Raw genomic sequence first — 19,441 nt, forward strand, 5'->3', positions numbered from 1 at the left:
TCATGCTGGTTGGCTTAGGGCTTGGGGCTTATCTCGCCGTATGGCGCAATAAGCGAGCCTTAAAAATCAAAGCAAGGCACAGGCGCTAAAAGACTTGTAAGAGCAGCAGCAGTGCTGCAAAGTTCCCGTAAATAACAGCCGAGAGGTTGGACCCAGAAACCTTTGTGAGGTTTGAGGGGACGTTGTTGCTGACCTCAAAACGCCGCCCTGCAATCTGGCTACGGCCAAGTTCAGTGCCATAAGGGCTGCGGAGGTACTGGCTCTGCGAGTCCTTGGCTTTGGCGAGAACGGACTCCTCCTGGGCGTTCGTGAGGTAGCCACATCTGGCAACGTCTGCATTGTCTACGGCGAACTCCCTATTGAGATCGAGGAGACGATCGAGCGTTGGGGCTAATCCGTTTGTGCCGACCGCTACGAAGCCGAGGCCTGAAGTTTTCAGGATGCCGCCAGAGTAGCTGCTGTTGCCCGATCGACAGAGTCGGCGCTGACGCTCGAGCCAATGCTCAGCTTTCGACTGGCAACTTTCAGGCCGTTGCTTTAACGACGAAGGCCATGACAAGGACTGCAATCGCGACAGTGCCACCGAAGTAAGCAACGTTCGTGTGGAGTCCTTTCATGCTGAATCTGAAGGTAGTTTGAGTCTGATGTTTTTTCTCTGGCCGGTGGCTAAGGCTTAATGCCTAAATCCCCGCCAAAGAGATGGGCCGATCTTCCTGATAACAAGGCAACCGGCCCTGAGGGGTTGCATCAGTAGTGATTAAGGAGATTCACTTCTCCCCCGCCAGTAGGGGGGTGGCGATGGTCCACTGTGGAGAAGACCTTTGGTCCGAGGACCCAGCGAGAGAACTCAACAACCAAATCTCGGAACTTCAAGCCCGAGTCGCCTTCCCACAGCACTGGAGCAGCGGAGAGCATGAGCAGCACATCACAAAGCTCCGTCAACTCACCTACGAAAAAAGCCTTCTGACTGATCGATCAGGCTCTTCTCCTATGGAGCGAACTCATCACTGAAGAACTCTCCTACAAGTCAGTTGGTGCATGGCTTGCCAATGAGCCACAGCAGCTTTACTACCAATTCACCGCTTCCAAGGATGGCTCCCAAGGCGATTCGATCGTCATGCGCAGTTTCCATTGGCGACCACCTGACGACCCGATCCCTCAGGGCAGTCAACTGATGACACGACAAGAGGCGCTGGAGAAATGGAATGCGCTCAAGTCAATGGGCTGGAGAAGATGCGCTGGTCCACTTCGATAGGGCAGTCAACGAGATAGCCAAGTCCGTAAAAGCAGTTGGCAACTAAAGCAAAACCAGCAGTAGTCCAGAGTGCTGTCATGAAACAGCCGAACACTCAGCAACTCCGGGCTCTGCGGCTGTCTGCACTCGCGAGGGACAACAAGGTTGTTAATGCTATTCGCTCCTCGATCACTAAGGCCCCTGATGCTCTGGTTAAGGAGTTGATGGATGTTCATGGGTGGCCTGCCCATGAAGCTCTCTGTGCAGTTCAGCAGCTTCAGCAAGATGTCCTCGATGACACGACGGAACAGGCATCGGCGTGAAGCAATCGTTCGCGGCGGCCAAGATTTGGTTGGGTGATTGCAGTCCCAGCCAGCACTTGCCATCGATTGAAGTGAGGGCTCACTGGCATTCGATGCACGCTCATCTCATATGTCTACGTTGCGAGCGTCGTCCTTTTCAGGGACATGGGATTCGACGGAGTAGACAAGACAGACCGTTTCATCATTGCTGCTAGGGCACGTGCCGTAGCTGCATTACATGAAACGTCTCCAAAGCTGACGGCACTTGAGAAAGCGATGTGGCTCAAGTTGAAGCGAGGTGAACGCCCCTGCAAAAACAGCAAGGCTTCCTAGGGAACTGCTCATCTGCACTTCAACAAAGGAGGAGGCCGCCCCTCCAAGGTGGAAGAGACGGCCTAGCTAGCTCGCTTGCTCATCTGTAAACCAGTGATGTGATCAAGGGTTGAAAGACCAGCCCACCTACGACAGGAATGGGGTGACCTCCTTTATGACTCGCTTCCGACACCCCTGTGATGACGGAACAGGGGCCATGCCGTAGCCATTGCTGGAGTCGGGCGAAGTGTCGGGCTGTCAGTTTCCTGGGGCCATTACGTCCAGGTGTTGGGCTGGTCTCCTGGAGCGGGCTAGCCCCAATGGGGAAACCAGTGGGGAAGAAGTCCTGCGCGAGCTAGGCCAATCACGACTGCCAGCGTCGCGAGCTTCATGCCCGTCAGGATGCCTGCCGTCTTCCAGTTGAACAGCGATTTCGACAGGGTAATCACTTGAAATCCTTAGCCAAAGGACATCATGTGCCATTGACGAGCTGGGCTCGTAAGGCTGACTGGCTCCCTTGCTCACTGGTCACCAACTGAAGACATGATCCCAAAGCTCATTTGGAGATAGCAAGCGAGCAGCTCTGCCCTCTCCAAGCTGAGAGGGTCAATTGATACAGATGATGTTCTGCGTTGAACGAAGCGATGGGCCCGACATTTGGTTTCAAGAGCAGTGCTTCGAGACTGAGTTCAAGGCTTTCACCAACGCCCGAGCCAAATCGCTGAATACTTTCGGGCTCTATCGAGTCATGTACGAAAGTCCCGGCAACTCAGGTGAGGTGCTGAGGATTTCAAAAGGGAAAGCGATCCTGGCTGAAGATGACCGACTCGTTGGATAAGTGCTGGTGCCTAAACAGCGGAAATTCCGTGATTTGGACTGACGCCTCTAAGGCATTGCTAAAGCAAGGGTCCAGGCAATAGTCGTGTACAACGTCGTCAAGCAAGAAGCTCCCGACCGTTGGGTCAAGGAGCTTTACTTCCAAACGGAGTTCAGGGCTTACCTGTGTGCCCGCACAAAGTCGAAAGCGCTGATGAGCACTTACATGGTGGTTGACGCGACCACAAACGAAGTGACCTCGATCGTTCGTCACGGCAGACCCCTTATCGCATGAGTAATGCTGACAGCGCCATCTGCCTGATCAGGGATTACGACGTTTAGCGCCATGCTGTTGTTGTGGAGGCTCTTTTACTGCTGTTGATGGAATGACCTTCTTGCTTCTGAGGAGGATCGTTAGAAGGGCTTATTCCCGCTCATCCAAGCTTCCGCCTCAAGAGGTTGATGTAGATGAACTCTGAAGCAAAGCCGGTTCGTAAGGTCTGCGAGAGGGCGAGCGTCAATCACCAGGCATCGCGCGGCAAGCGTCAGCACCAGCTGCTGAAACAGCGTAGTCAGAGGCAAAATGACTGAACTCTTGATTCGCTGATGGAGCTGAAAATTAATGGGCGCCCAATCAGCGTTCGCTTTAGAAGCGACGCGGTCGTAGCCCAAAGAGTCGCGGCTCATATCCAGCGCCGCATAGAGGAAGACGATTGGCTTCCCTTTCAATCCAAAGAGGATGCGCTGCAGACATGGCAAAAACTTGGGGGCATTCGCGTTCAGGTATTGATGGCGTACGACCTCATCTGATCAGCGCACAGGCGGGGGGCAGAGCCTCCACCCCGTCTTCTGCATCGTCTGCCAAGCCTCAATGACGCTGTGCCGCAGCAACCGAGTGCAAGGCGGCCCAGGCAGCCTGAGCACAACAAAAGGCCCTGAAGCCCTCGACATTGAGTGATGGAGTTCTTTAAGCAGCCTCTGCATCAGTGTTGTCTACAGATGCCTGAGCGTCCTTTAAGACCTGATCAGCCTTCTGCATCAACATGTAGTAAGTAATTTTGTCTTCGGCGGCATACGCAGCTTCCATCAGGAGGATGTACTTTTCTTCTGGAGACATCTGCCAGTCGCTAGTGAGCCAATAATGTCGCAATCCTGAAGTTGATCAGTAGCCAAAATGCTTAATATTTGTCCAACGAATGTATAAATTGCTACCCAGGCAAAACACTTGAAACCTGAAGACTCTTCAGGCAGCACTCAGCATCCCATCGGTCAGCAAATTCCAAGCACAGCCCACTCGATACGCACACAACAAATCGCTTGTCGCCTAGCTGATGCACCCTCGGCGGAGGCCGAGAAATCTTGCTGAACTCTTGGATCATCTCTCATCCACTTTGTCTAAGTGTCGGCTAACAACCTATTTTTAATTGCATCAAGCGGCACACATCACAAGTAGCGGAATGCTCAGTAGATGTGTTATCCAGAAATCATGGACACTGAATTACTCAAAGAATCCTGGGAGAAGTTGACCGAACGCGGTTACACGCTGAGTCGCCCTGCTCCTGAAGTGGTGAACATCATCACGCCTACGGGTTACTCGACTCAGATTCGATTGAAACGACTGCCCAGCTACGCCCGCTATGTGCGGTGATTTCCGAGCTCCTAGTCTTTTTTAGGAGGCGCAGCCCCCTCTATCGGCGGGGCTGACTTCCAACAGCCTTAGCCGAAGCAATGATGTGGGGCGACGGAACCGCGAGGAGAACAGCGTTCTCCCCGAGCGATGCGGTTACCGTTCCACAACGTTGACGAGGCTTTAGACAATTAGGTGCGATGCACCGAATCTTTCCCGTTATCGGAAGACACGATTAAGCGCAGAAAGCCAGCCCCATCACGCTTGCCGTGTACTGGGACTGGTTTGTCTGCCAGCTACGGGTCGCTCTCCCGTACTGCCGCGATGACTCACTCTGCCGTAAGAGGAGGTGTCGCAGGTCTCCTTGATAGGGAATCTCCCGTGCTTTCGCACACCATTTTTCGGAGACCTTTGGGATCAAGGATTTCTTCCGTGAAAGTCTTATAAGCAGGTCGCAATAGCTACAGAAAATCGCTGGATGTGCTCCTAACTCCTACTGAACCAACGCCGTAGACGAGACATCAACTGGCTTAACGCTGAAATCCTTGGCTCCGGCCTTAATAGGCCAATGAGAAGGCGACAATGGATTCCCTCGGCTGTGCTTGTGACTGTGAGTGGCCTAGGAGCTCGGGCTTACTACACCCATGCAGACGCGTTCCTCTCAACGACGCATGTTCGGCATTTCGGCATGTGGAAGGACTCCGAAACCACCCGCGAAGAAGCGCAACGATTCAACGAGGCGGTGAAGTCATAAAGATGCCTAGCGATGCAGAGCTGGCCGAGATCTACAAGTTCACGCTCCACACACTGTCGGGCATCGAAGGTGCGAGAGGTTCTGGCATCGGTGCTGATGACGATTTCACCTGCATGTGCGACAGCTGCCGCAACTCACGCAGGGATCGTTGGGCTAAGGAACAACCGGCATAACCGGTGTTAAAGCCTGCCCCAGCAGTGCAATTGCTGTCTACTCCAGTAGTCGAGATGAGCCTGGGCGGTTGCGTAATCATCGCAATAGACACGGTTGCCGTTCAACTCGGCTAAGTAGCGAGTGTTGGTATCACCGACTAGCAAACGAATTGTCCCGCCTAGTTTTGACCTCCAAACAAGTGAAGGGGCTAGAGACATACTCACCTCCCATTTGTTTTATAGGGAAAATATGTTGTAAGCGCCGCAAGATGCAAGCTGTTTGTGAACGAAAATAAAGTACTTAGGTAAATGTACCTTTATTCGCCTTCAGGCGTAAATGTAGTAGCAAAGGAAAAAGGCTCCAGCTACAAGAACAGACATGCTAATCCTGGCGGCGAGGGTTTGTGTTGCCGCTGCATCCTTAGGTTTCCTGATCAGTGCGCATTCTCCACAGACTCCATGGCCGTTGGGCTTGAGGAGCGATCTCCTGTTGACGTGAGATCTGCTGTGCTGTCTTGGCCTTCTGCAGAGTTTGCTGTTCGAGTTCCGCAGATAGGAATAGTCCAGCAATGAAGATCATCAGGATGCTCAGAAGTGCTGCGACCAAATACATCATTGACCGAGCAATGGCTTGCTCATGCTTATTGCTCGGGTCACCCATGGGCGTGCCAAATTCATGTCAAGCTGTATCAGTAAGAACTCCGTCCTGCGATTACAGAGGGTGTTGTTTTGTGTGCGAACTTCAAGCCAGGTTCCCCGTCCACCTGAGCCGATGACTCGGCGGAGGATATCTGGCACAACGCGATTGAGGCTTGGGAGACAATGCGAAAGGCAGGAACATGCGTTGCCCACCGCCTGTGCGGTGAAGAGCAATCATTTTTCGCTAAGACAGACGGACCCAGCAGTTGCCGCTGACATGGGTCCGCGTCCCGTCCGGAGCCCTCCAGAACGGAACGCACCTGAGATACGCCAGTGACACCAGTCGACTCAGCGTGTATTGATACCAAACTTGGTATTTTGTTGCCAAGTGAAAAATGGCTAGAGGCGCTGCCCTCTGATCGTGAATTGAAGATTCAGGGAGACGCGGGAGAGAGAACCTGCTGGATTTCATCTCCCAAGGTGTTTGCAGTGGTGCCAGCGCCAAGACGATTCTCATAACAAACTTGAGGAGATCTGGATAGTGATTAATGCCTAATTAGGCGCATTTGTTACTCGGAGAGGGCCCCTAGTTAGACAAAATGCATAAGGAGGCATCATGCCTTCAATGCGTCTGTTTGGGGTGGGCTGAGGGGCCTGCCTCCTTTTTTTGTTACTGCCTGTGCGCTGATGAAGAATAACGACCTACTGTGTTAATTGCCTCAGGGCCTACTTCAAGCCACACCTTATCTCCTTGCAAAAGAATGAGGGTGCGACATAACATTGGATCTTAATATAATTCCGCTTATTTTGATTATGGACAGGTTCATGCCACACAAAATACAAAGAAGTTGACATTTTCATCTCAATGCATTCTCTATTTAAATAGTAAGCATTCTGAGACCACCTACACGGCTTGCCAATGATCTTCATGCCTGCATAAGGATGAGGTCATAGAAAAGAAGGATAAATATAAATAATCTCTTACAAGAAAAGTGAAACATTATGGGTAGTAGTGACTGAATAATTAGCACAGTCCCAAGCCAAGATTAGTTTATAGCCATCATTCACAGCGAGGACCGGTTAGAGGCCGAGGAACATAGCAGGGATACGGTCGAGTGCTTGGATCCCAAGCATTTGCGATATCACATTCACCAACATTCCAGCGAGGTGAGCAGCACCTACGAGAGCCAAGCCTCTCCACAGCTTTTCATAATCGGCGGGCGGCTTATTTCCAATCCATGTAGGAGAAACAGATACGAATTCAAGCGCTGGCGGCACATCAATGGCCATAGCCATACCACCGGCAAGGCTGCCACGAATCAAGCTGTCGGTCCCATTTGATCGATCGCTGCTCGCAAAATTTTTCTCAAGAATCGCAATTCGGATAAAGTTGAGCATTGGCATTCCGCTTGCCGAGGTGAACGAGCGAACGTATGGAATCCCATGATCCCCGAAAACTTCTGCATATTCCGCAGAATCAATGATGGTATCAATTAGTGCTTCGAAGCCTTGCGCTGATTGAATTAAAGCTGCATTTGCAATCTCTTGCTGATTAAGGGGCGGTCGACCTAGTAAATGCTTAAAATTCAGCTCAATTCCACGATACGCAGATACTTTAAAGAAATAACGAGACTTATAGGCTTCACTTTTGGCGAGACCCCTAACGAATTCGCGAGTACAAAGACGTCCATCGGTAAATTGTGCTTCAAGAACACCGCAGCGTTCATAGTCCATCACATGTGCATTACCCAACACTTGTCTATATGCAGCCTCAATGCCCTGATGCAAAGCTTCTCTATCGGATGGAGCCAAACGATCAGTCGTCACCCGATGTGGACATTCAGAATGATCTCGAGGGCCTACAGGAATTTGCATCTGAGCGCATGATTGTCTTAAGTACTCAGGATTTGTCAATGCAGCTTGGCTCTGCCCAACGGTTACCTGCGGAGATATAAACCTTAAATCTACCGCTTTATACTCAGCGCCGAATCTGAATTTTGGAGAGAGAGAGGCGTTCATTTAAAAGGGAGTCACTGAAAATGCTTGCAAAGCAAATACGAGAATAAATCTCGCTTATGTGGTATTTGCCTTGAAGCGCTAAACCAAAATAATTGATCGATTACGATTTTTTCCTTCCGCAAAGAAAATTCAATTAAACTATGAATAGATATGTTTACGTTCCTAAAGATTAACGGAAAATCTGCAACAATTTTCTTTGTAGCGATCTTTGGATGCTCCAAGCAACTATTGGTCATCAAGCTGTTCAGCTGGGCAGTCAATGCAGCACAAATGTGCCATCAAGAGGATATTCTTTCAATCCTCATGACCAAAAGAACTTAGTTTGAATAGCATCAATAGCTTATTTCAGTGCTCTAGTAAAAACAGCTTTTCTCAGTCAAAGCTAAGTTTGAGAGAAGCTCCTGTGGCTTCTCTGTTTCCACTTCTTGAGCCCTGACTATTGTTGGCGTGAGCACCAGCAGAGAGGCAGCAACCGCCGAGACCAGGTAGTTCATGAAGTACTCAAGGCCGATCTACCCCTGGCCCAGGACTGGGTGGACGAGCTTCGCCACGTGGGTGAAGCCGAGCGAATGAAGCCTCGGAGCCCAGTTCATCTACTTCTGTGATGTTATCCCTGTGGCGTTGGGTCAGGGGGTAGCCCCTAGAGCAGCTATGTGATTCTGCGATTAACCATCTGGAGCCCCCTCAATACAGCTGCTCAGATGATCTGGACATGAAACAAGCTCTCTTTGCACTGCTTATTATCGAATCAGCGACACCTTCTGCGTTAGCTCAAAAGGAGATACCTAAGGCTTTAAATCATGACCAGTGTCCTCTGGGTAACCTAAACACCCTCGGCTCGACTTGCGTCTGTCCCATTTATTACGAGGTCGCACCCACGAACGGCAAAGCCTGCAAGTCGGGCTGGATGAATATTGGCGCTGCCTACTGCAAGAAGAAGACACTCGGGATCTTTTAATCGGATCAACGTTGTGCTCTACGAAAGCAGCGATTCAGATATTGGGAGCTATGCGTTAAAAGGACAGCATTGACCCAGTTAATGACGCCTGTCTAGATGGTTTCACAAGTCACAATGACCGCCATGGCGGCGAAGAAAAGGAACGTCAACCAGTTCCCGCCAGCCGCGGTTACAAACATTGCCGCAATGAGCACCGCGCTAATAGCGATCTTCAAGCGGTCGTCCATAAAAAGCTGATTCCTTTTTTCAGTCTGGCGTCAGCCCGCTTCGTTCGAGAGCCGAGCCCACTAGCTTCTGCCATGTCGGCGCTTGCAGGCAAAAAGAACCCCCGCCGAGGGCAGGGGATAGGGATCTTCTGATTAAGCCCTGATCACTTGGTGTAGGACGCACCTCGGTAGTTCAGGATTGGATGAGCATTGTGAGCGATTTCTTCGCGGCAGGTGTTGTAGTGCTCGCGGCGGTAGGTCAGCTCGACACAAGCTTTGGGCGAGGCTGCTGGAGCTTCGTAGGAGTGACCTCTGTAGAGAAGAGCAGTCATGGTTAGTTCCTCAGAAAATTCCAAGTCCCCGTTCCGTGGCTTGGAGTGTCTGCGCCCCTTCGAAAGGGGTGAACGTTGTGTAGCAGTTGCTACAAATAAACTATACGCCTAAGCCAAGCCCTGGGTTTACAGCCTTGCCTGGTTTCAGGAGCCCAGCCGATAGAAGGGGCTCTCAGCCCCTGGGAACGCCAATGGTGATCGACGTTCAGCGGTCGTCCTCCTTAGATCTCGGATCGTTCTCCTTGTATCTAGGCAGGTCAGTGGGGTGAGCCAGGACGTAAACGACTGCCGCAGAGATCACCACGGTCACGATGATGAGTGCAGTGATTGCTGATGAATAGTCGGTCATCAGGCTTCAACCTCAGCCTTTTTATCGCCTGTGCCTTTGATCTCTTCAGTTGTTGCTTCGGCTGATTTGGACTTGCTGAAGGAGCAACCGCCAGCGTTGGCGACGTTGGCGAAAGCAGCCATAACCATGATCGCGATGACCACAGTGCCACCGAAGAAGGCGATGTTCGGATGACGGCTCACGAGAGCTATTGCTGGAAGTTTGCGAAGCCTATTCACCTGTTCAAGGAATCTGCGTCACCCCGCTTCGTGTGTTTAGCCCATCTCCTTCAGCACCTCGGGGCTGACAAATAGGCAAAAAGAAACCCCCGCCGTAGGCAGGGGCTTGTGATCTTCTGACTAAGCCTTGATCACTTGGCGTAGGAAACTCCGCGGTAGGTCAGAGCAGGCTTATCGGAGGTGCCAGCCACTTTTTGCTGGTCGTACTTCTGGCCGCGGTAGGTCAGGGTCATTTGTGGTTCCTCAGAAATCCAGGTCCCCGTTCCTTGGCCTGGTGATCTGCGCCTCGCAGAAGCGAGGTGAACGTTGTTTGTAGCAGTTGCTACAGACCCTTTATAGGGGCAGTGCCAGACCCTGTGTCGTTCAGATGGATACACAGCGCGTTTCTGGCTGTATTCAGCTCAATGCCCTCATCCAATATCCAGGCAAGCGGAGCCCCGAGCGATTGAAGCTCCGCTGCACCACCAGCTCTGCCAGTGCGGTGCGATTCAGTAGTAACCGTCCTAACTTCGGCTGAATCGCGTTACCAACTACCGAATCGCAGACAGGGTGATCCGCCGTGCATGAGAAGCAGATCATCCGAGCCAAGCCCACCACCTCTCTCGGGGGCGAGTCTCTGCAGAGGTCATAGCCCCAATTGCCTTCACGGCGCCACAACGCATAAATCGCGCCTGCGTCAACTGGCTTGAGGCTTTGACTTGCAAGCTCCAGCTGCAATGGGTGAGCAGCTGGAGATACTGGAGAACGGTGGCCGCGTCCTTGACGTGTGACGAAGGCAACAGTTTGTGTTGTTGAGTCCCGGACATTGCGCTACGTGGACCACAGCGTTTTCGAAATTCGTGCAGGGTTGATGAGTTCTCCGTTTTTTGGAGTGTGTTGTGGACTATTCCTACCGTGATTGTCTGAGCGAAGAAATTGAGATCCTTCAATTAATGCTTTACCGGGAAGAGTTCGTTCAAGATCCAAGTGCACGCAAGCATTGTGAACCTCTTTTGGATAAGTTAGAAGTAGATATAAAGGCACTTTCTGATCTCGATGCTCAGGTGGCTGCTTAGTTCCTATGAGCGATGGTTGTTTGGCGCCGAATTGAATGAGTAGGGATAAGCATCCGGGGTGGTTGGTATGTAGATCAACTTCCGCTATGTAAAGCAGCGTTAACCGTGAGCAACAAACCAACTCCTCGTTGTGGGAAGGTTCAGAACATGAGTGAAAACACAAAAGAGATTCCGGTCTGGGTCGGCGGAGAGTCAGGGCAGCGGAAGCGGTACTTGAGATCTTTAGAGAAGGACCTGGCAGCTGAGCTGGGGCCTGATTGGCGGAATGTGATTGAGCTGGCTGAGGACAGCTAAAGCTCAGTAACGAGCAAATACAGAGGTTGTTCCGTCATGGTTAATGGCAAGAACCTCAAAAGGTTCAGCCTCGACGCCAGGAACTTCCATCCCAGGAGAACTCATTGGCATCCCTGGAACCGCCAGACCTCGGATATTGGGCCGTTCCCTCAAAAGGCGCTGAATCGCAGATGCAGGTACATGCCCTTCAATCACAAATCCCTCCACATCAGCGGTGTGACAAGAAGCCTGTTGAGAGCTGACACCATGCTCCTGCTTCACGTCATTCATGTCCTCGGTGACATGGTCATCAATGCGAAACCCCGCGGAGGCGATGTGTGCTCCCCATTGAGTACAGCAGCCGCAACTCGTTGATCGATAAACCGTCATCTGCGGGCCCGCCGCACTGCTGGTATCAGGCATCGCAGCATCCCCTTTCACGTCTCCATGTCCGTGAACAGGTTGAATCCCCAGGAGCAGCGAGCCGACTACGCAAGCTACAACGAAGCCCTGTCGCGCAGAAGCTTGCCAACGGGCTACGGAACGCGATTCCTTCATGGAGTCGTCTACGAAGCGAACATAGTCGATTTCTGCATTATCGCGACTTGCTCTGACTCGTCGGCAAATGCTGCTGCGCAACGTGATTGAGGCTTCGGAGGCGATGCGGAAGACGGGGTGGAGACGCTGCCCTCCGCCTGTCCGATAGCCATCATTTGGACATGACCAGGCCACAGCGAATCGCCATCACCGCTTTTCTGTCGGCTCTGTTTGTGCCGTCGTTGTTCCTTCTGCCTGTCTGGTGTTTGAAGAGCGAAGCAATGAAGTCGCTGCTCTGGGGTCTGAGTTCCAGCACGCCTCCATTGGTCACCACGTTGGTGGCTTGGGCCATCCCATTGATCGTGTTTGCCGTCCTTTGCTCGGTGTTTGCTTGGGTCGTCGCAAGGATCTGGCGCTGACTACTGCTGTTGCTGCATCTGCTGCTGACGCTTGGTCTGTGATGCAGTGAGCTTGACGTTGGCTGCACCAAAGGCAGCATCTAGTCCAGCCTCATCAGTCCATTGGCCGTAGTGCTTCATGTGGGTTCGCACGTTATGGCCCATAGATGCGGCGAGCTGTCTGAGAGGTATGCCGGCTAAGGCTCCTCGGTAGGCGTAGCCATGCCGAAGGCTGTATGGGGAGAGCCCAGGATTGGCTTTCACCAGCGCAGCCCAATAGCGATGACAATCTAGGTATTGCCTGAAGGTGTGCCCACAGGTTTTGAAGTCTTGGGCGTTCAGGATGCCGACCGGCAGCTTGATTAGCCCGCTGCTGACTTGAGCCAGAGCCTGACCTGATGCATCTGCGAGTTCTGGAATCTCCAGTGGGTAGGCAATGCGATCGGGCTTGGGAGCCTTTGCTGTTGCTCGGTTGCGTTTGACGTTGCCGATCTTGAGCTCCCCGCCCTCCACACGCGTTGCTTTCAGCTCTGCTGGACGTAGACAAACAGACCAACAAGCGTGACGGCGAGGCGTATCTGATCTTGTTTTTCATCGGCGTCACCATGGCTGCTTTGACCATGTTTGTGGCCTACGCAATCGATGAGCACAGCAAACACGATCACAGCGGTTACATCGCTTTGCTTTGGATGTTGATTGGCTTGGGTGGTGTTGTGTGCTCAGCAGACCTGGGAAGTCTTCAATGCAGGGTCAAGCTTTTTCTTCTAGGGCTCTGGCAGAGGGAGCAGGAGCTGCTGGGTTTTACCACTTTAGGTTTTGGTCAATCCATGGACCTCACTGATGCTTGCAGGAAGGTTCATCAGATAGGCGGGGATTGCCCTCCATTCGCTCTGAAGGAAATTGGATAAGCGCGTAAGATTAAATGCGTTGACGATTAGGCATCTCAACAAAATTCTAACGAGCGGGAAATCCACATGCGTCCTAATCAGCTTCAAAATAAAATAGAGACATCAGTACTTCACTCAAGAGGATGCACCTGTAAATGTTGCAACGGTAATACTACAGTCAAGGGAGGCCAAAGCACCAATAATTTTGCAGCATCACTTGGGACACTCGATGAATTAGCCAATTATCTTGAAAGCGGCTACTGGAATGCACAAGGTCGTAGCACCCGCAAATTCAACCTCGCATCCAAGCCAAATCTTTATTACAATACAACAGGGAATACTAAAGATTCAAATGGCGTCTCATCGGAGCGCTCAAACTTAATTGAAGAAGCATTCAAATTACTGGCATCAACTCTAGGAATTAATTTTCAAAAAACAAATGCCGCTGGGGCGGATTTTCGTTTTGGAGATAATGATAGTGGAGCATACGCGCGAACGTGGACCTCGGAAGGCGAAGTAACGTATTCAGAAATAAATATCGCATCAAGTTGGCACTCCGGGAGCACCTCCCTCGGAGACTATTATTTTCAGACAACACTTCACGAAATAGGTCATGCATTAGGCCTCGGTCATCTTGGAAATTATAATTTTTCTGCCAACTATTCATATGACGCTGATTTCATAAATGACTCATGGCAATCATCCATGATGTCGTATTTTGATCAGACAGATAATACTTCTATAGACGCAAGTAAGGTGTATCTAAGTACTCCGATGGTGGCAGACTGGATTGCATTAGACGACCTATACGGCCAATATGGCTTCGGAATAAACAATGCTTTCACGGAAGACACGATTTATGGATTTGATACAAATATCGGAGAAACAACAAGTCTCGTATTCAATAAACTAAAAGATTTAATTCCTACTACCGCATACACGATTGTGGATGGAGGTGGAAGTGACACTCTAGACCTAAGCGGCTTTGCTGCAACTCAATTAATTGATCTGCGCCCATCAGACAAGTACGCCACTAATATTTATGCATCCAATATTGGCGGAAAGATTGGCAACCTAAGCTTTGCGCCAGGAACCTTCATAGAATCAGTAATTGGCGGTTCTGGGGCGGATACATTTCGCGGGAATAATGCTAATAATAACTTTGATGGTCGAGATGGAGACGATACGGCACTATTTAATGGAGAATTAAGTGATTATAGCTTTAATTTAGACGGACAAAGTATTGTTGTTTCTGACCTTAGAGATGGCAGTCCTGACGGACAGGATACCCTCACAAATATTGAGAACATTGATTTTAATGGAACTATTTTTGGGTGGAACGATCTACTCATACGTCTAGATGTAATCGCGCCAACCATCGCCATCACTCATGGCGATGCTGATGACTCCCTGCGCGCAGGAGAAACCGCAGCCCTCACCTTCACCCTTTCAGAAGCATCCACCGATTTCGTTGAATCCGATGTCACTGTCTCTGGCGGATCGCTTTCTAACTGGACTGCTGTTTCCAGCACCGTCTATACCGCCACCTTCACCCCAACAGCCGACAGCACCACCAACGGTGTGATCTCAGTCGCGAGTTCGAAATTTTCCGATGCCGCAGGCAACACCAACAACGACGGTTCCGATGCCAATAACTCTGTCACCTTCACCGTTGATACCGTTCGCCCAACCATCGCCATTACTGATGACGATGCTGATGACTTCCTGAGCGCAGGCGATACATCAACACTCACCTTCACCCTTTCAGAAGCATCCACCGATTTCGTTGAATCCGACGTCACGGTCTCTGGTGGATCGCTTTCCAACTGGATCGCTGCTTCCAGCACCGTCTACACCGCCACCTTCACTCCAACAGCCGACAGCAGCATAAATGGCGTGATTTCAGTGGCGAGTTCGAAATTTTCTAACTCCTCTGGCAACACCAACGACGACGGTTCTGATGCCAATAACTCCGTCATTTTCTCTATCGATACCGTCAGGCCCACTATTGCTGTCACATCCGATGTCTCGTCCCTGAAAGCAGGAGAAACCGCAGCCCTCACCTTCACCCTTTCAGAAGCATCCACCGATTTCGTTGAATCCGATGTCACTGTCTCTGGCGGATCGCTTTCTAACTGGACTGCTGTTTCCAGCACCGTCTATACCGCCACCTTCACCCCAACAGCCGACAGCACCACCAACGGTGTGATCTCAGTCGCGAGTTCGAAATTTTCCGATGCCGCAGGGAACACCAACAATGACGGAGCTGATGCCAATAACTCCGTCATTTTCTCTGTCGATACCGTCAGGCCCACCATTGCTGTCACATCTGATGTCTCCTCTTTAAAAGCTGGTGAAACCTCGACACTGAAATTCACCCTCTCAGAAGCATCCACCGATTTCGTTGAATCCGACGTCACCGTCTCTGGTGGATCTCTTTCCAACTGGACCGCTGTCTCCAGCACCATCTACACCGCCACCTTCACCCCAACAGCCGACAGCACCACAAATGGTGTGATTTCAGTGGCGAGTTCGGAATTTTCCGATGCCGCAGGGAACACCAACAACGACGGAGCTGATGCCAATAACACCGTCACCCTCTCCGTCGACACCGTTAGGCCCACCATTGCCATCACATCTGATGTCTCCTCTTTAAAAGTTGGTGAAACGTCGACATTGACATTCACCCTCTCAGAAGCCTCCACCGATTTCGTTGAATCCGACGTAAGCGTTTCTGGTGGATCTCTTTCCAATTGGACCGCTGTCTCCAGCACTGTTTACACAGCTACGTTCACGCCAACAGCAGATAGCACCACAAATGGTGTGATCTCAGTCGCAAATTCGAAATTTTCCAACTCTTCTACCAACAACAATAACGACGGAGATGATGCCAATAACACTGTCACCCTCACTGTTGATACGGTCAAACCCACCATTGGTATCAGCGCTCAAATCGGCAGCGACATCGATGGAGAAGCTGCAGGTGACTACAGCGGCTTCTCCGTCTCACTTTCAAGCGACGGCAGCGTCGTCGCCATTGGCGCATACGGCAACGATGGCAATGGCAACGATTCAGGCCATGTGCGCCTCTACGAATGGAATGGCAGCGCCTGGGTGCAACGCGGCAGCGACATCGATGGAGAAGCTGCAGGTGACACGAGCGGCGTTTCGGTCTCACTTTCAAGCGACGGCAGCATCGTCGCCATTGGCGCTGATTTCAACGATGGCAATGGCAACAATTCAGGCCATGTGCGCCTCTACGAATGGAATGGCAGCGCCTGGGTGCAACGCGGCAGCGACATCGATGGAGAAGCTGCAGGTGACATGAGCGGCTATGCGGTCTCGCTTTCAAGCGACGGCAGCGTCGTCGCCATTGGCGCATACGGCAACGATGGCAATGGCAGCAATTCAGGCCATGTGCGCCTCTACGAATGGAATGGCAGTGCCTGGGTGCAACGCGGCAGCGACATCGATGGAGAAGCTACAGGTGACGACAGCGGCTTCTCCGTCTCACTTTCAAGCGACGGCAGCGTCGTTGCCATTGGCGCATACGCCAACGATGGCTATGGCAGCAATTCAGGCCATGTGCGCCTCTACGAATGGAATGGCAGTGCCTGGGTGCAACGCGGCAGCGACATCGATGGAGAAGCTGCAGGTGACATGAGCGGCACTTCGGTCTCACTTTCAAGCGACGGCAGCATCGTCGCCATTGGCGCATACGGCAACAATTCAGGCCATGTGCGCCTCTACGAATGGAATGGCAGCGCCTGGGTGCAACGCGGCAGCGATATCGATGGAGAAGCTGCAGGTGACATGAGCGGCTATGCGGTCTCGCTTTCAAGCGACGGCAGCGTCGTCGCCATTGGCGCATACGGCAACGATGGCAATGGCAACGATTCAGGCCATGTGCGCCTCTACGAATGGAATGGCAGCGCCTGGGTGCAACGCGGCAGCGACATCGATGGAGAAGCTGCAGGTGACACGAGCGGCGTTTCGGTCTCACTTTCAAGCGACGGCAGCATCGTCGCCATTGGCGCTGATTTCAACGATGGCAATGGCAACAATTCAGGCCATGTACGGATTTTTGATCTATCAATTCCCACCATTGCCATCAGCTCTGATGTCTCCTCTTTAAAAGCTGGTGAAACCTCGACACTGACATTCACCCTCTCAGAAGCATCCACCGATTTCATCGAATCCGATGTTGTCGTTTCTGGTGGATCCCTCTCCAACTGGACCGCTGCTTCCAGCACCGTCTACACCGCCACCTTCACACCAACGGACAACAGCACTACCGATGGTGTGGTCTCCGTTGCCAGTTCAAAGTTCTCGGATTCAGCAGGCAACACCAACTACGACGGAGTTGATGCCAATAACACCGTCACCCTCTCCGTCGACACCGTTAGGCCCACCATTGCCATCACATCTGATGTCTCCTCTTTAAAAGCTGGTGAAACGTCGGCACTGACATTCACCCTCTCAGAAGCCTCCACTAACTTCATCGAATCCGATGTCACCCTCTCCGGTGGATCCCTCTCCAACTGGACCGCTGTCTCCAGCACTGTTTACACAGCTACGTTCACACCAACAGCAGATAGCACCACAAATGGTGTGATCTCAGTCGCAAGTTCGAAATTTTCCAACTCTTCTACCAACAACAATAACGACGGAGATGATGCCAATAACACTGTCACCCTCACTGTTGATACGGTCAGGCCAAGTATTTTAATTTCGGCAGCGACGAGTTCGGTGGAAAGAGGCGGTACTACCACCATTACCTTTACGTTGTCGGAGAAATCATTGAACTTTGGCCTAGAAGACGTAGACGTTAGCAATGGAAAGCTTGTCAGCTGGAGCGAGATTTCCAGTAATAAATATACGGCAGTTTTTGAGCAGTCTGATATTCTTGATGCGGAAATTGTTGTGAGTGCTAATTCGTTTACTGATATAGCTCTTAATCCTAATGTCAATATCGAGCGTCAAGGAATACTTGCCTCAATACCTTATGTATATAGGCTAAGGAATGACATTTCTGGAAAATATCTGTTTTCATCGAATCAAGTAGAAATTGATATAATTACAGGAATGGACTGGACAAACGAGGGCATAGCCTATAAATCTCCACCACAATCCCTAACAAAAACATCATCCCTGCACCGCTACAGCATGAATGGCGAAGGTCATTTTTATACAGCAAATGAATACGAGAAAGGGATTATTGATTCGACTATGAGCTGGCAATATGAAGGAGTAGCTTTTACTGTTTATAGCCACGAGCAAGTGCTACCCGAGGTGAATACAGTAGCTGTAAAGCGTTACCTAAACACCGAATCGAATATCCATTTGTATTCAACCAGCAGCTATGAACAAGGTATTCTGAATGCTTCACCTGAATGGGTTTATGAGGGAATTGCTTGGTACGGCGAGACTGTCTGATAGTCAGAACCAGTAGAGCTGAACGCCACAAGCGTCGTGAACAGCGTTGTCCTAGTCAGTCAGTCAGGCATGGCCTGCCAGTTATGCCTGGGCGATCTGTAAGGCTATGACAGCTTCGACGCGCACCTAATCCTTAAGTGCCTCAAGGGGCGTTTTTGCGAGGAAGGTACTGCTTGGAATCTGGATGGGTGCAAAGAGAACTACTCGCACCGTGTGGTCAGCGTTTTTGACCCGTCTGATTTGCTGCCGCTCAAAAGCAACGATACCAAAAATAAGGCGCTGGCTTTGATCCAAGGACGTGGCAGGCAATGAACCACTAAGGAGTTCAGTCAACGAGTTCAGTGTCTTTGCGGACAAACCAGTCGTTCTCATCCGCGAATCTCTTATCGATTCGGCGCCGAGTCTCGACGACGTGGCGGCGTTGTGCCCACAACTCGCTAACGAACTTGGCGAGTCGTTCCCGGTGACCCCCAGACTGCATGGGTACCAAGGGATCCTGCTCCGTTATTTCGGGATATCCAGAGGTCATCTAGATCGGGTTGGTTGGACTCAACCCTTAGCTAGATCTTTGGTTGGAGGCCATTCCCCAAAAAGAAACCCCGGAGGTGTCTCCGAGGTCGCTAATCCTTTCGGTTGATCCCCATCACCCGACCGGACGGGACAAAACTAGCCTCGGTGGACTCAGAAGTGCAAACAAATCCATATTCCGGACATAGTGCGATGAAGTTCTGTACCGACTCTTAAGACAACAAATGTGGGGCTAGGCAGTGGCTAAGAGCTGGGCCATATTGTCAGTTCCCCCATCACCTGGCCCGATGTGCGCGTCACAGCGGGTTTTTTTATGCCTTGAAGCACTAGCAGTAGTGCTTTTGAGGCGTTTTAAGGCGCGAAGCTTCAGGTAAGGGCCACTTGGTCTGTAGATAACCCGAGGTAAAAA

General features: G+C 51.2%; 20 protein-coding genes. 9 read left to right on the top strand and 11 right to left on the bottom strand.

Annotated elements, in window-relative coordinates:
- Positions 1-85: 85 nt before the first annotated feature.
- A complete protein-coding gene (locus Syncc8109_RS07010) occupies positions 86-583 on the bottom strand; it encodes a phage major capsid protein (protein ID WP_025362370.1) in 498 nt (165 codons plus the stop codon).
- 420 nt (positions 584-1,003) lie between these two features.
- Between Syncc8109_RS07010 and Syncc8109_RS11770 the strand changes: the two genes are divergently transcribed.
- From Syncc8109_RS11770 to Syncc8109_RS11775, 3 genes are all read left to right on the top strand, one after another.
- Positions 1,004-1,255: a DUF1651 domain-containing protein gene (locus Syncc8109_RS11770; RefSeq protein ID WP_071823067.1), complete on the top strand. Its 252-nt coding sequence runs from the start codon at positions 1,004-1,006 to the stop codon at positions 1,253-1,255.
- Between the two features lie 77 nt (positions 1,256-1,332).
- Positions 1,333-1,557 (top strand): hypothetical protein, encoded by a 225-nt coding sequence (locus tag Syncc8109_RS12885; RefSeq protein ID WP_232202396.1) that lies wholly within the window; start codon positions 1,333-1,335, stop codon positions 1,555-1,557.
- A gap of 1,713 nt (positions 1,558-3,270) precedes the next feature.
- A complete protein-coding gene (locus tag Syncc8109_RS11775) occupies positions 3,271-3,474 on the top strand; it encodes a hypothetical protein (protein WP_071823068.1) in 204 nt (67 codons plus the stop codon).
- Between the two features lie 157 nt (positions 3,475-3,631).
- Here the strand turns inward: Syncc8109_RS11775 and Syncc8109_RS07035 are convergent, their stop codons facing one another.
- Positions 3,632-3,781: a hypothetical protein gene (locus tag Syncc8109_RS07035; RefSeq protein ID WP_156915510.1), complete on the bottom strand. Its 150-nt coding sequence runs from the start codon at positions 3,779-3,781 to the stop codon at positions 3,632-3,634.
- A 369-nt stretch (positions 3,782-4,150) separates the two neighbouring features.
- Between Syncc8109_RS07035 and Syncc8109_RS07040 the strand changes: the two genes are divergently transcribed.
- On the top strand, positions 4,151-4,312 hold the full coding sequence (locus Syncc8109_RS07040) for a hypothetical protein (protein WP_156915511.1): 162 nt from the start codon (positions 4,151-4,153) through the stop codon (positions 4,310-4,312).
- 735 nt (positions 4,313-5,047) lie between these two features.
- The gene (locus Syncc8109_RS12890; protein WP_006850385.1) at positions 5,048-5,218 is read left to right on the top strand and encodes a hypothetical protein; all 171 of its coding nucleotides are present in this window, start codon (positions 5,048-5,050) and stop codon (positions 5,216-5,218) included.
- Positions 5,219-5,618: 400 nt separating this feature from the next.
- Here the strand turns inward: Syncc8109_RS12890 and Syncc8109_RS07045 are convergent, their stop codons facing one another.
- Together Syncc8109_RS07045 and Syncc8109_RS07050 are read right to left on the bottom strand one after the other, a co-directional pair.
- The gene (locus tag Syncc8109_RS07045; protein ID WP_025362374.1) at positions 5,619-5,858 is read right to left on the bottom strand and encodes a hypothetical protein; all 240 of its coding nucleotides are present in this window, start codon (positions 5,856-5,858) and stop codon (positions 5,619-5,621) included.
- A 1,058-nt stretch (positions 5,859-6,916) separates the two neighbouring features.
- Positions 6,917-7,663 (bottom strand): phycobilisome rod-core linker polypeptide, encoded by a 747-nt coding sequence (locus Syncc8109_RS07050; RefSeq protein ID WP_232202397.1) that lies wholly within the window; start codon positions 7,661-7,663, stop codon positions 6,917-6,919.
- Positions 7,664-8,567: 904 nt separating this feature from the next.
- On the opposite strand from Syncc8109_RS07050, the gene Syncc8109_RS12895 reads away from it, so the two are divergent.
- On the top strand, positions 8,568-8,813 hold the full coding sequence (locus Syncc8109_RS12895) for a hypothetical protein (RefSeq protein WP_025362376.1): 246 nt from the start codon (positions 8,568-8,570) through the stop codon (positions 8,811-8,813).
- A 92-nt stretch (positions 8,814-8,905) separates the two neighbouring features.
- Here the strand turns inward: Syncc8109_RS12895 and Syncc8109_RS13080 are convergent, their stop codons facing one another.
- From Syncc8109_RS13080 to Syncc8109_RS11785, 4 genes are all read right to left on the bottom strand, one after another.
- Positions 8,906-9,040 carry a hypothetical protein gene (locus Syncc8109_RS13080; RefSeq protein WP_006850266.1) on the bottom strand — a complete coding sequence of 45 codons (135 nt, stop codon included), beginning with the start codon at positions 9,038-9,040 and terminating at the stop codon, positions 8,906-8,908.
- A 143-nt stretch (positions 9,041-9,183) separates the two neighbouring features.
- Positions 9,184-9,351: a DUF4278 domain-containing protein gene (locus Syncc8109_RS11780; RefSeq protein ID WP_071823069.1), complete on the bottom strand. Its 168-nt coding sequence runs from the start codon at positions 9,349-9,351 to the stop codon at positions 9,184-9,186.
- 348 nt (positions 9,352-9,699) lie between these two features.
- On the bottom strand, positions 9,700-9,882 hold the full coding sequence (locus Syncc8109_RS07060) for a hypothetical protein (RefSeq protein WP_006851495.1): 183 nt from the start codon (positions 9,880-9,882) through the stop codon (positions 9,700-9,702).
- 167 nt (positions 9,883-10,049) lie between these two features.
- Complete coding sequence (locus tag Syncc8109_RS11785; RefSeq protein WP_071823070.1) at positions 10,050-10,151, bottom strand: DUF4278 domain-containing protein; 102 nt, start codon at positions 10,149-10,151, stop codon at positions 10,050-10,052.
- Positions 10,152-10,796: 645 nt separating this feature from the next.
- Here Syncc8109_RS11785 and Syncc8109_RS12335 point away from each other — a divergent pair.
- Positions 10,797-10,973: a hypothetical protein gene (locus tag Syncc8109_RS12335; RefSeq protein WP_156915512.1), complete on the top strand. Its 177-nt coding sequence runs from the start codon at positions 10,797-10,799 to the stop codon at positions 10,971-10,973.
- Positions 10,974-11,270: 297 nt separating this feature from the next.
- Here Syncc8109_RS12335 and Syncc8109_RS11790 read toward each other — a convergent pair whose 3' ends face one another.
- The 3 genes from Syncc8109_RS11790 to Syncc8109_RS12900 all read right to left on the bottom strand — a co-directional run bounded on the left by Syncc8109_RS11790 (position 11,271) and on the right by Syncc8109_RS12900 (position 12,445).
- Positions 11,271-11,669, bottom strand: a complete 399-nt coding sequence (locus Syncc8109_RS11790; protein ID WP_232202398.1) for a DUF411 domain-containing protein — start codon at positions 11,667-11,669, stop codon at positions 11,271-11,273.
- Positions 11,670-11,955: 286 nt separating this feature from the next.
- Entirely contained in the window at positions 11,956-12,135 is a 180-nt protein-coding gene (locus tag Syncc8109_RS12340; protein ID WP_025362377.1) for a hypothetical protein, read from the bottom strand.
- 67 nt (positions 12,136-12,202) lie between these two features.
- A complete protein-coding gene (locus Syncc8109_RS12900) occupies positions 12,203-12,445 on the bottom strand; it encodes a hypothetical protein (protein ID WP_156915513.1) in 243 nt (80 codons plus the stop codon).
- 254 nt (positions 12,446-12,699) lie between these two features.
- On the opposite strand from Syncc8109_RS12900, the gene Syncc8109_RS11345 reads away from it, so the two are divergent.
- Both Syncc8109_RS11345 and Syncc8109_RS07080 read left to right on the top strand, forming a co-directional pair.
- Positions 12,700-13,089 carry a hypothetical protein gene (locus tag Syncc8109_RS11345; RefSeq protein ID WP_006850676.1) on the top strand — a complete coding sequence of 130 codons (390 nt, stop codon included), beginning with the start codon at positions 12,700-12,702 and terminating at the stop codon, positions 13,087-13,089.
- A gap of 66 nt (positions 13,090-13,155) precedes the next feature.
- A complete protein-coding gene (locus tag Syncc8109_RS07080; protein ID WP_006851362.1) occupies positions 13,156-18,504 on the top strand; it encodes an Ig-like domain-containing protein in 5,349 nt (1,782 codons plus the stop codon).
- Positions 18,505-19,441 lie beyond the last annotated feature (937 nt).

The sequence above is a fragment of the Synechococcus sp. WH 8109 genome (assembly GCF_000161795.2).
Lineage (GTDB): Bacteria > Cyanobacteriota > Cyanobacteriia > PCC-6307 > Cyanobiaceae > Parasynechococcus.